At 44.8% G+C, this 12,621-nt stretch carries 8 protein-coding genes; 4 read left to right on the top strand and 4 right to left on the bottom strand.

Annotation, left to right across the window (positions count from 1 at the left end; genetic code table 11):
- The first annotated feature begins 434 nt into the window (after positions 1-434).
- From C9I43_RS03175 to C9I43_RS03160, 4 genes are all read left to right on the top strand, one after another.
- Positions 435-809 carry a DUF3649 domain-containing protein gene (locus C9I43_RS03175; protein ID WP_076496905.1) on the top strand — a complete coding sequence of 125 codons (375 nt, stop codon included), beginning with the start codon at positions 435-437 and terminating at the stop codon, positions 807-809.
- A 1-nt stretch (position 810) separates the two neighbouring features.
- Entirely contained in the window at positions 811-2,475 is a 1,665-nt protein-coding gene (locus C9I43_RS03170) for a PepSY-associated TM helix domain-containing protein (protein ID WP_107882059.1), read from the top strand.
- The gene (locus tag C9I43_RS03165; protein WP_107882057.1) at positions 2,472-2,822 is read left to right on the top strand and encodes a DUF3325 domain-containing protein; all 351 of its coding nucleotides are present in this window, start codon (positions 2,472-2,474) and stop codon (positions 2,820-2,822) included. The genes C9I43_RS03170 and C9I43_RS03165 overlap by 4 nt, the downstream gene beginning before the upstream one ends.
- A 94-nt stretch (positions 2,823-2,916) precedes the next feature.
- Entirely contained in the window at positions 2,917-3,354 is a 438-nt protein-coding gene (locus tag C9I43_RS03160) for an OsmC family protein (RefSeq protein ID WP_107882055.1), read from the top strand.
- A 350-nt stretch (positions 3,355-3,704) separates the two neighbouring features.
- Here C9I43_RS03160 and C9I43_RS03155 read toward each other — a convergent pair whose 3' ends face one another.
- The 4 genes from C9I43_RS03155 to thrA all read right to left on the bottom strand — a co-directional run bounded on the left by C9I43_RS03155 (position 3,705) and on the right by thrA (position 12,119).
- Positions 3,705-6,989, bottom strand: coding sequence for a S41 family peptidase (locus C9I43_RS03155; RefSeq protein WP_107882053.1), 3,285 nt, complete (start codon positions 6,987-6,989; stop codon positions 3,705-3,707).
- Between the two features lie 332 nt (positions 6,990-7,321).
- Complete coding sequence (gene thrC, locus C9I43_RS03150) at positions 7,322-8,605, bottom strand: threonine synthase (protein ID WP_107882052.1); 1,284 nt, start codon at positions 8,603-8,605, stop codon at positions 7,322-7,324.
- A gap of 86 nt (positions 8,606-8,691) precedes the next feature.
- Positions 8,692-9,654: a homoserine kinase gene (gene thrB / locus C9I43_RS03145; protein ID WP_107882050.1), complete on the bottom strand. Its 963-nt coding sequence runs from the start codon at positions 9,652-9,654 to the stop codon at positions 8,692-8,694.
- Positions 9,651-12,119, bottom strand: coding sequence for a bifunctional aspartate kinase/homoserine dehydrogenase I (gene thrA, locus C9I43_RS03140; protein ID WP_107882048.1), 2,469 nt, complete (start codon positions 12,117-12,119; stop codon positions 9,651-9,653). The genes thrB and thrA overlap by 4 nt, the downstream gene beginning before the upstream one ends.
- Positions 12,120-12,621: the final 502 nt, after the last annotated feature.

The following is a 12,621-nucleotide window of genomic DNA, read 5'->3' as shown; positions in this document are numbered from 1 at the left end:
TGATTTAACTGCATGACAACGCGCTTTATACTACGTTTAAGGCTATCGACAGAGCACCACTATATGCCTTGTCTAAAGCGCGTTGAACTCCCGCTGAATGAACAGATAGTTAATACGATTGGTATTACCTCTTTGCTACTAAAACGCTTGAGTTACATGGGATGTTTCGTTTTGATACTCCCCCTAAGACTGGCCTTGAATAAATTCATGTTGAGCGAGTCGCCAAAGATCACATATTTACGTCTCAATCTAAATGATATCGTTTATCATTTGAGTTAACTGCGTTATACTTCTGCGATGAGCTATCCCTGATATAGCAATGCATTCGATCTTAAGCTGAGTTTTATGTCATTAAATAAAAAACTTAAAACACAATGAGCTACAACGGATAACGATAACAAATCCACATAGGCTAGAAATGAGAAGTGGCACTTATGTCTAATACATCCGCGTTTGAAACCTCAACGCAACCTTCTGCAGATCAAATACGCTCGTTTTCGCAGATTTCACGGCGAATTGTGCAATGGTTTAAACAAGAGCAATCAGTGTTTGCCTTTAAAGTATTTGCCCGCGCGAGCGCCGCCCTGTTGACGGGTTATATTGCTGCTGCGAGCTTGGCCTGCCTATTAACTGTCGTGTTACCGATGCCGAGATTAGAAAGCACGTTAACTGCCAATATGTTGTCATTTCTCTTTTATGCGGTTGCTATTATTTACGCCTTTTGTGTACGTAAGACTTGGCATGCGTGGCGAGATTTAGGCCTTGTTAGTTTATTCTTTTTTGGCTTGCTTCAAATATGTGGACAGTAGGATGAAAGAAACATTTTTCAGAACCTTATCGTGGTTACATACTTGGGCAGGTTTACTGGTGTGTTGGGTATTATTACTTATCTTTTTTGCGGGTAGTTTGAGCTATTTCCGCCATGAAATAACCCTATGGAATGAGCCCGAATTACATCAAGGTGTTTATCAGGACTATCAAGCTAATACCCTAGAAAACCAACTAGATAAAAACCAACAATATATAGAAACACATTCACCAGCGGCGGTGCAGCGCTGGATGATAGATTTTCCGACTGAACGAAAACCCTTTCAAAGTGTTAGCTGGCAACTCCCGCCAGAAAAAGGCCAACGCCGTGGTAAAACTGAAGAACACGTGGCTTTAGCCGATGGCAGCGGCATGATCTCAGAGGTGCGCGAAAGTCGCGGCGGCAATTTCTTTTATCGTCTGCACTTTGACTTACACTATATGTCTGCTATCACTGCACGTTATATCGTCGGTGTTTGCACTATGTTTATGTTGATAGCCCTTATCAGCGGCATCGTTATCCATAAGCGGATTTTTAAAGATTTATTCAGTTTTAGGCGCGATAAAGGTACACGTTCTTGGTTAGATGCCCACAATGTGAGCTCTGTTATCGCTCTGCCCTACCATCTTATGATCACTTATACGGGGCTTATCACCCTAATGCTGATGTATATTCCATGGACAGTTAATACTGCCTATTCCGGTGACAACCAAGCCTTTTTAAAAGAGCTGAACCCCGCAAGACAAACTGAGAAAGCCGCAGGAATTAGTGCGCCACAAATGCAATTGAGCCAATTGCTACCGCAAGTAAAAGCCGCGTGGGGTGACACGCCGATTAAACAAGTCACGGTGTCATACCCTAAAGATCAAAATAGCCAAGTGACCTTTTACCAAAATACAGGTAAAGACGTGACCGACGAGGCCAATATTTTGATCTTTAACGGTGTTAATGGTGAACTCGAGTATGCCAGCCCGCACGATGCCTCGGGGGCATCAGCGACCTACGATACGATGATGTCATTGCACACTGCGCGTTTTGCAGCCCCACTATTAAGGATTTTATTCTTTTTCTGCGGATTATTGGGCTGCGCCATGATTGCAACCGGCACCTTAATGTGGGCTATTCGCATTCGTCAAAAACAGCAAAAAAGACTGGATAAAGGCGACAAGCCGAGCTTGGGATTACATTTAGTTGAAGGACTAAACTTTATGTTTATCTTGGGGTTGCCTTTAGGTACCGTAGCCTTCTTTTATGCTAATCGGTTATTAGCAACCCACTTTTCTGGCCGCTCTGAATGGGAAATTCACAGTTTCTTTATCGCGTTAGTGGCAATGGGAGTATGGGCTTTTTGGGGGCGTTCACGTCGTCAATGGCAGATGGCATTAATACTCATAGGAAGCTTGTATTGTGCACTACCAGTGCTCAATGCTTTTACCTCACCGAGTAATCTCATCGACAATATCCAATCTCACCAATGGCCTTTAGTTGGATTTGACCTGCTCGCCGTTATATTTGGCTGCGCGATGTTATTTGCCAGCAACCGATTAACATTAATAGCAAAATCCCCAGTCGCAAGACCCGCGTTGAATAAAACACATGTAAAGGCGGATAAGACGCGCCGCAGCGAATTAACCTCGCAGTCTTCATTGGAGGAAGCCAAATCATGATGCCAGAATTTATGCCCATAGTGGGGATATTAGGCTTGAGTTATCTCTCACTTGCCCTATTCGCTTTAGCTAAATTTGGTCATTTTAAAGATGTATTCAATCGCCCACCAGCACAGTGGCAGCGCTATCTGCTCACTCTGTTTGCTTGGTTATTACTGGCGTTTAGCCTAAGTGCCTGCGTGAGCGATCAAGGTTGGGCCTATGGGAGTATTTTGTTTATGGGGATCATCTCCCTCGCGGCAATGTTAGTGATTTTAACCTTAAGTTTTAGCCCACGTCATTTACCCATATGGATAGTCACAAGCAGTGTATTAACAAGCACTTTACTATTTGCATCAGGGATATAACGCATCTGACATACCCAGCTAAGGGTGGCAGATCATAGCTATGTGATCACCGCTAGGCTATAGTGCCCTCAAGTCTTTCAGATAGGAGAAAATCATGGGCTTTAAGTTAATGGTCAACTGGCAAACTTCACCTGCCGAAGAAGGCGAATTTTGCCGAGACCACAGCATTACTTTTGGCAGCGGCCAGACCATTCAGGCTTCTGCTGCGCCCGATTACAAAGGTAATGCGCAGAATGTTAATCCTGAGGAAAGTTTATTAGCCGCGTTATCCTCATGCCATATGCTCACATTTCTGACTATTGCTCACCTTAAACGCTTAAATGTGACGTCCTATATAGATAACGCAACCGCAGAGCTTGGGAAAAATGAAGCGGGTAAACTCGCCATTATTAAAATGGTACTCAATCCTAAAATAGTTTTTGCTGACGGGATTAACGTTGATCACGAAACACTAGAAAAGATCCACGAAAAGGCCCATGCAAACTGTTTTATTGCCAATACGTTAGCTACGGATATTCAAATTAAGTTTTAGCGTTAAACATTATCTTTACGGCCTGCTTGAGGTATTCCTAAGCAGGCTTTTTTATTGCCCAACGCTAATCTTTCGCAAGACGGCTAGGCCATCTAAATGCGACAAAAAATATCATTACAACTGGATAATGTTTAAGCCTGAGTCAAATAACGGCACATAAAAGATGTGAGTATGCGCTGATTGTAAGCATTCTGTATAACGACGGGGATGAGTAAGATAATGAATGGACATAAAAATGGGTGTTGTCTCGGGAACTAAGAGACAACACCCTAACTTTGTACGCGGCTATATTAACTGCGATATCTTAAATTTCAGTTAAATCTCGGTTTAATTCTGAATATAAATATCGATTACTTAGCTTTAATATCCTGCGCCATCCCTTTTGCGGGCAGCGGTTGCGCTTTTAAAGCGGGAATAGGCTGCTTGACTAATTCATCTTTTAAATAGCTTATCGCAGCTTCAAGTTGGGCATCTTTACCGTTAAAGGTGGCAAACGGCAGGTTATCGACTTCAATATCCGGCGTTACGCCATGCCCTTCGAGCACCCAGCGGCCATCCATTGCATACTGTGGATACTCGGCCACCCGCGCCATACCTTTATCGGTCAAAGTATTACGTCCAGATAGCCACACACCCGCTCCTGCTGTTTGTTTACCAATTAACGGCGCAATGCCGAGCGCTTTAATCCCCGCGGCGAAGGTTTCGCCATCGGAATAAGTTAGCTCATCGGTTAATACCACTAAATGACCGTGGAAGGTTTGCTGCATATTGGTGTAAGCAGCACCGTGGGTCGGTTGCCAGAAAGCCCACGCTCGGCGTAATAATTTTTCGATAATCCAACTATCGATATTGCCACCACGGTTTCGGCGCACATCGATAATTAAGCCATCTTTATCATAATTGGTATAAAACTCACGGGCGAAACTTTCAATATCACCGCCGCCCATAGCATATAAGTGCAAATAGCCAATCTTGCTCTTACTCGCATCCTCAACCACAGCGGCGTTATGGCTCACCCAATCTTGGTAACGTAACTGGCTATCCACCGTAGCACTAACTGGCATGACGATGGTTTTATGTGTTTGGCTACCGCGTTTTAGCTGTAGCAATACTTGCTTGTCCTGTTGATTACGTAAAAGGCGCGTAACATCAGCCACATTCGCTACTGGCGTGCCATTAATGGCTAACAACATATCGCCTGCTTTGGCATCGACTTCGATACGATTTAACGGTGAAGCATTAGCGGGTAATTCAGGATCGTTACTGTAAATATGCGCAATGTTAACGCCATCTACTGTTTGTTGTAGACGTGCGCCTAAACTTGCCGTTTTAGCGGCATCGGGATCCTGTGGTAAATCCCCGCCACGCACCTGCGAGTGTAAAGAATCTAACTCGCCCATCATTTGCATAAAAATATCATTCAGCTCATTGCGGTCGGTTAGGCGGTCGAGCAAAGGTTGATACTTAGCTTTAGTCGCTTGCCAATCAAGGCCGCGCATCTTTTTATCAAAGAAGGATTCCTTATGCATTAACCAAGCATCTTCAAACATTTGTTGCCATTCAAGCGAAGGAGAAATCGCTAATTGCCATTGCTGCGTTTGCACTTTGGCATTATCCGTATCACCCAACTTATCGCCACCATCGACAATCAGTAGTGCCTTGTCATCACTATGTTTACGCAGCATCAGCTTTTTACCGTTGGCAGAAACTGCGTAATGACCCACATCCTCTGCAAACACTTCGGCCTTAGGGCTCAAGGGATCAAATTCAATGGTCATTAAACTCGGCTCGGTATCATCACCCATCGCTTGGTCAAGCACATAAAGCCTACCATCAACAGCGCGAAGCTCACTGTAATTACCTGAATCAACAGGCACTTGCCATAAGCGCTGCGAAATATCCGCCCAATCGATGGTTAGTGGATTAGCTTTATCTTTAGCTGCGGTTTTGTCAGTTTCGCTCACGCTGAGCTCATTAGGTTTACTAAAGGGGAATTTGGCATTGTTAACTAAGGCAATAGCAAATATTTGGCTGCGTTTATCAAACACGGGTCCCATGTTTCTGTCGCCCCAAGGCGAGCTTGGTGTTGCACTAAATTGGCGATTTGACAGGAAATAGAGCCACTGTCCATCGCGACTAAAGGTGGGTGAATAAGACTCATACTTGTCGCTAGTCAGTGTCTCGGCCTTATTCTCATCCACTGAATAAAGAACAATTTGCGGTCTTTGCTTACCGATTTCAGACTTGGTTAATGCAATAAAACGACTATCACCAGACCAGCGGATATCGGCATAAGGCCCAAGTCCCTCACCGTTAGTGATGATTTTTTGGTTAGTATTTTTCTTTAAATCCAGTAGCCAAACGTTACCATCGTTATCGTCGTGGGCGATAAACCGACCGTCTTGTGACAGGTTAAGGCTCATTCTTAAAGTATGGCCGTCTTTCGTCAACTGTTTAGCACCATTGCTGCCATCGGCGGGGAATTGCCAAATCTCTTGCTGACCCGTCATGTCGCTAATGGCATAAACAGATTTGCCATCTTGGCTCAAAATGGCTTCTCTAACACGATAAGTCCCTGGCAGCGCAACTTGCACTAAGCGCGAGCCATCAATCCCCGCTATGGCGATATGGCTGCGAGCAGTAATCACAACTTTATCGCCAGCAAGTGCCAAATCGGTAGAGGACGCGTAATCCATAGGATATTTCACCCAATGCTCACGGCGCTGGGCAAAATCAGAGAGGAGCTCGATATTAAGTAACGAGTCTTTAGCAGAAGTAATATCAAATACATGAATATCTGCGCCCTGCTGAAAAACCACTTTACCTTTATCCATCCGCGCGCTGCGGACTTGCCAATCTTTAAATTGGGTCAACTGTTTTGCGTCTGAACCATCGAGCGCCATCGACCACAGGTTATCGTTACCATCGCTGTCGCTGATAAAATAGAGTCTGTCCTGCCACAGCATAGGCTGACGTACAGAACCGTCGTGTTGACCGCTAAGTAGCTGTGCTTCGGTTTTACTGCCGAGTTTAAAACGCCATAATTCGCCTTTTGCGCCACCACGGTACACTTTGGCATTATCCCCCGTCACTTGCAGGCCAAAACGGGTGAAATACACGTAATCGTTGTTGTCATCAATCACACCTTCAACCGCATCGGCTAAAGGTAAATCAGTGGTCGTCAGGGTTTTAGGATCAACACTGCGCAGCATCCAATTATTGGCTGGACCAAAGCCACTGTCGGTAGAATATAAAATGTCGCCTTTGGCCGTAAAGCCTTGCACCCGCACACGGCTATTCTCAAAACTTACTCGTTTGGCTACGCCGCCCATAACAGGGATCACATACACTTCGCTCGCGCCTTCATAATTGGCTACATAAGCCACCCACTTACCATCGGCAGAAATACTGGCACCGAGCTCTTCTGCGGGCAAACTAGTTAAGCGAGTCGCGGCCTTTTGACCTAAGGTCTGAGTCCATAAATCGCCTTCTGCGGTAAAGACTAAGGTTTGGTCGTGCAAGGCTGGCGCGCGGTAATACCCTTGATTGCTGGCTGTATCAGCCGCGATGGCTGGTACTGCGCTTAACGTGCCTAGGGCAAGCATACAGCTGGCAACGGAATAGCGAAGTTTCATGTATGACCTCTATTAATTGTTATTTTTAATGTGCTTATTTTTGATGATGGACTATTTTATGACGCACGATTTATAGGTGATAGGCCAAAGTATATACAGCTATACTCGCCTTATTTTCTATCCAAACTAGCAGAATTGAGCCCAAAGTTCAGTAACCTTGAATAAGAGAAGTTTTAGCAAATGTGTCATCTATTTTATCAATACAGATCAAATAGATAAAAAATGAGAAGATAAAATAAACCCGCAGGTTTCGCTTGCATTGCCATCGGGTAATAAAAAAGGGAGCTTAGCTCCCTTAACATATAATCCCCATGCCCATTATGATTTGATATTTAAGATAATATCTTAAATAGGTGGGTTTTTAATGCCGCAAAATCAGCTGGTAACTCTGCCGATAATATCGGTTTATTCGCAACGGCTGCCAATTCTGCTGGCAAAGGTAAACTCAGGCTAAGCTCGCGATCGACTACATCTTTAAACTTTGCGGGATGTGCCGTCCCTAAAAATATGCCCACTTCGTCAGGCAGTAGAGTTAACGACAAGGCTTTAGCTGCAATTGCGGCATGGGGCTCAGATACATAGCCTTGTGCGTATAACTCAGCTAGCGCCTGTGAAGTTTGCTCCTCCGACAAGCGAATACCGACTAAGTCACTCAATGGCCAACATAATTTTTCACAAATTGCCTCCACTCGCGGCCAGTTACTTGGCTCACTGACATCCATCGCATTAGACATCGTCGCTTGAGTTTGATTTGGCTGCCACTGGCCATTAGCTAAATAGCGCGGCACAGTATCGTTAGCATTGGTCGCGGCGATAAAACGTTTAACCGGTAATCCCATCGCTTTAGCAAATAAACCCGCGGTGAGGTTACCAAAATTACCACTGGGTACAGCAATCACCGGATCGGCATCGTGACGTTGCTTAGACTGAGCAACCGCTTCAAAGTAATAACAAATTTGTGCAAGCAATCGACTAATGTTGATAGAGTTAGCGGAGTTCAAGCTTAAACCATCACGAACATCGGCATCATCAAAGGCGCGTTTCACTAAATCTTGGCAGGCATCAAAATCGGACGAAACAGCGACTGTGTGAATATTCTTACCCAAAGTCGTGAACATCTTTTCCTGTAGCTCGCTGATCTTACCCTTAGGATAAAGCACGACGACATTAACCTTCTCAAGCCCATAAAAGGCATCGGCAACCGCTGCGCCAGTGTCGCCCGATGTTGCAGTAAGAATGGTTAAGCGTGTGTCACCCACAAAAGTATTAACGCACTGCGCCATAAAACGCGCACCAAAATCTTTAAATGCCAGCGTTGGACCATGGAACAATTCGAGGCAAGCACGCTGCTCGTCAACAGTAACCAAAGGTAAATTAAAGTTAAAGGCGCGCTCAACCAATTTATCGACCGCATCTTGCCCTAACTCTGAGGCAAGCCATGCCCCGAGCACTTTTTTACTGCGCTCAACAAATGGCAGCGCCAGTAACCCTTCAATATCGTCTAAGACCGGTATTTGGGTTGGAAAAAATAAACCTCTGTCTTTACCTAACCCTAATTGCACCGCTTCTTTAAAGCTCACTTTTTGTGAAGGATGTTTTAAATTATATAGTTCCATACTCACTCAACCTTTTGATGCTAATACTTAAATACTAATTTGTTGATATTTAACCGTGATATTTAGCCTTAATGCCAAAAAAAGCATTAATCGACTCTACGCGTGCCCTGCTCATCAAGGCGACACACATGGGCAAAGCCACCCGCCTCGGTTAAATAATGCTGCTCTAACCAAGCTTTAGCGGCATTAGCTGTGGCTAAATCGTCAGTAATCGAAAACAGTGTGGGACCGCTGCCCGAAATACCCGTAGTCAACATGCCTAAATCGGCTAAGGCAGCTCTAGCATTGTCGTAACCCGGAATGGCAGCAGCGCGATAAGGTTCAGCTAATACATCCTTTAATACGCTGATCGCCAGCTTAGCGTTTTGTTGATAAGACGCATGTACAAAGGCACTTAAGTAACGACCAAAATCAATAGTGACAGCTTTATCATATTGATTAGGCATGAGCTTACGCATCATCGCCGTTGAAAGTGAAATCCCTGGGTAAGCTACAACCCAATACCAGTCTTTAAAACTCGGTATCGCTTCACAAATTGTGCCGGGCACATTAAGCATCAATTGCATGCCACCCAAGTAACAAGGGGCCACGTTGTCGTAATGCACACTACCGCTAATTTTACCTTCAAACTCCCCCATCAACTCGAGCAATGCTTGCTCGTTATAGGGTCGATTAAAATGTTCATTCAAGGCATATAATGCCGCCACGACAGAGCTTGCACTCGAACCTAATCCACTACCAACAGGTAGGTTTTTTTCCAGTGTCAGTGCCACGCCTTCATCTACTTTACCCTGCGCTGTTAAAAACTCTCGACTAAGAGCTTTTAAGAAAAACTCGGCACACTGATACACTATATTGTCTTGCGGATTTTCAGGAAGTTTATGAGCCCAAGCGCCAGTTTGCGCCAAACTCACACCCGATTTTGCTGCAGCAATCGTCACTCTGTCACCAAGTAAACTGCCATCGATAGGCGCCAATGCCGCGCCCAGCAAATCAAATCCTACGCCCACATTACCCATAGAGGCTGGTGCGTAAACAGTCAAACTCATACGCTCACCTCACGAGTCCAATTCAAAGTTCTTAACACATCGGCAAACGCACCAGCGGCGGTCACTTCTGTTCCAGCGCCGTAGCCGCGCAGCACAAAGGGGATTGGTTGGTAATAACGACTATAAAATGCCAAGGCATTTTCGCCGCCTTTAACGCTATATAGCGGATCTTGTGCATCAACTTCTGCAATACGTACACGGCACACGCCATCCTCAATTTGCCCCACATAACGCAGCACTTTACCTTGGGCTTTGGCCTGCGCCACTTTAGCAGCAATAGCAGCATCAACCTCTGGCAAACGCGCCATAAAGCTTTCAACATCGCCTGAATCATCAAACTCGGCTGGCAATACAGACTCAACCTGCACATCACTGAGCTCTAACTTTAATCCCACTTCACGGGCAAGAATTAACACTTTACGCGCCACATCCATACCGCTCAAATCATCACGGGGATCGGGTTCTGTAAAACATTTATCCCTTGCAAGACCAGTTGCTTCTGACAGCGTCATGCCCTCATCAAGCATGCCGAAAATAAAGGATAAGGAGCCCGATAAAATACCGTTAAACTTATGCAGTTTATCACCTGCAAATAACAGTTTTTTCAGGTTATCAATAACAGGTAATCCAGCGCCTACCGTGGTTTCGTATAAGAACTGGCGACGCTGTTTTAATGCCGTTTGGCGCAGCGCTTGATAATAAGCATAATCGCGAGTATTAGACTTTTTGTTCGGCGTGACCACGTGTAAACCTGAGTTCATCACCTCTAAATACCGATCCGATACTTGCTCGCTTGAAGTGCAATCCACCAGCACAGGGTTCAGTAATTGTTGTTCTTGCGCCCATACGAGTAACGCCGGGATATCACAGGCTTGCTGGCTATCGGCAAGCAAGCTAGACCAGTTATTTAAATCGATACCCGCACTATTGAGTAACATCTTGTTTGAATTGACGATACCGCAAACACGAATGCTGATGTGCTGTTCTTTGAGCATGGAAGATTGTTGTTTTATCTGCTCAAGCAGGCCAGCACCTACGTTACCGCAACCGACTAAAAACACATCTAAATATTGCTGCACATCGAAAAAACCTTGATGACAGGCCGCAACGGCATGCTTAGTTTTACGCTGCTCGATGACCGTCGAAATCGACCGTTCAGACGATCCTTGGGCAATGGCAATAATGTTCACGTTTGCCTGTGCTAAAGCTTGGAAAAAACGTGCAGCAACTCCTTTGTGGGTACGCATACCATCGCCAATTAACGAGATTATGGCCAGATCGTGTCGCATTTCAATTGGCTCAAGTAAGTCACTTTTTATTTCTAATTCAAACTCTTGCTCTAAGGCCCATTGCACTTTTTCCGCCTCAGCGGTGGCAACACAAAAACAGATACTGTATTCCGAAGAACTTTGAGTGATTAAAGACACCGACACGCCGCTGCGGGAAATTGCCGCTAAGGTACGGCTCGCCATACCGACCATGCCTTTCATGCCGGGGCCTGAAATATCAAACATGGTTTGATTATCAAGATTAGAAATCGCTTTAACCTGCAGGCCACTCTCATCGGCTTTATCGGATACGAGCGTGCCCGGCGCTTTAGGATTAAAACTATTTTTGATGTAACAAGGAATATGAAACTGGGCGATAGGCGCGATTGTTTTAGGGTGTAATACCTTTGCACCAAAATAAGACAGCTCCATCGCTTCTTGATAACTCAGTTGTGATAATAATTTAGCATCGGCCACAACGCGTGGATCAATATTATAAACCCCATCAACGTCGGTCCAAATCTCACAACTAGAGGCATCTAAACACGCAGCGAGCACAGCGGCGGAGTAATCAGAGCCATTACGCCCTAAAGTGACGACCTTACCGTGAGCGTCTGCAGCGGTAAAACCTGGCATCACCCATACCCGTTTTTCGTCTAGCGGTAATACTTTAAATCTGGGTTTACTCAGCCCAATATCAACCACAGATTCAAGGGGGCTGCCACGACCTAAAAATAAAGCGCGAGGATCGAGTTGAGCCGAAGCGAACCCCTTAGATAGCATGATTTGTTCCATTAAGGCTGCAGATAAACGCTCACCAGCAACCACGATTTCAGCGCGGATGCCATCGGGACATTCTTGCAGTAATGCAACACCTCGTAATCTGTCTTGCCAGATGACTAATTGGGCATTGAGCCCTGAGAAAAGCAGCTCGCTTTGCTCACTCGATAAGACTGAGTTAACCGCATCTTGGTACAAAGACGTAAATACTCGCTCGACATGCTGCAAGACTGGCGCATAGTTTTCACCTTTAACCGCAACATCCACCATTTCTAACAACGCATTAGTCACGGTTGCCGGGGCAGATAAAACAGTCGCCACCGACTCAAGTTGGGATGATTGGGCGATGATATCCGCCGACATAGAGAATCGCTGCCAATTTGCAAGCGAGGTACCACCAAATTTCATTACTTTCATCTTATTCTCCTGCACCACGCCCGCCTAGAAACAAAAAAGCCCGCTTCTTTGTGGGAAGCGGGCTCATTATTAAAATTCTTTAGGGTGTATCAGCCCGCCCCCACTATCGTTGTAGTGGTGGTTGTAATAATGGTAGTTACTACGAAACCGAGGCTATTCATACGTTTGGGCTAATCCATGTTAATTTCTGATAAACAGAATTGCTTTTTTTACCTACACTTGTCAACCCCTTAAATTAATTATTTATTAACAATTTACTGCGTTCGATGAAATAACCATTCAAGATTAGATATTGTGAGGTTTTCTAGGGGTAAAAATGCGATTTATTCAATAGTAAACTTTTAACGTCAACGTCAACGATAGTTGCAAGATAAAGATAAGCTCATGCTTTTAAACAACTTATATTTACCACCTTGATTAAGGCTACATAATTTGTTCTACGTCATGATTCCGTTAAAATCTATAGGCTAAGTGTCAAAAATCACATTCATTATATTGTCGT

The organism is Shewanella morhuae, assembly GCF_003028295.1.
Classification (GTDB): domain Bacteria; phylum Pseudomonadota; class Gammaproteobacteria; order Enterobacterales; family Shewanellaceae; genus Shewanella; species Shewanella morhuae.
Note: the sequence above shows the minus strand (reverse complement) of the source record. Positions and strands in the feature narration are given on the sequence as shown.

Bases quoted from the DNA above. Each gene is read 5' to 3' on its own strand.
- C9I43_RS03175 (WP_076496905.1), top strand. From the start codon at position 435: ATGTCTAATACATCCGCGTTTGAAACCTCAACGCAACCTTCTGCAGAT.
- C9I43_RS03170 (WP_107882059.1), top strand. From the start codon at position 811: ATGAAAGAAACATTTTTCAGAACCTTATCGTGGTTACATACTTGGGCA.
- C9I43_RS03165 (WP_107882057.1), top strand. From the start codon at position 2,472: ATGATGCCAGAATTTATGCCCATAGTGGGGATATTAGGCTTGAGTTAT.
- C9I43_RS03160 (WP_107882055.1), top strand. From the start codon at position 2,917: ATGGGCTTTAAGTTAATGGTCAACTGGCAAACTTCACCTGCCGAAGAA.
- C9I43_RS03155 (WP_107882053.1), bottom strand. From the start codon at position 6,989: ATGAAACTTCGCTATTCCGTTGCCAGCTGTATGCTTGCCCTAGGCACG.
- thrC (WP_107882052.1), bottom strand. From the start codon at position 8,605: ATGGAACTATATAATTTAAAACATCCTTCACAAAAAGTGAGCTTTAAA.
- thrB (WP_107882050.1), bottom strand. From the start codon at position 9,654: ATGAGTTTGACTGTTTACGCACCAGCCTCTATGGGTAATGTGGGCGTA.
- thrA (WP_107882048.1), bottom strand. From the start codon at position 12,119: ATGAAAGTAATGAAATTTGGTGGTACCTCGCTTGCAAATTGGCAGCGA.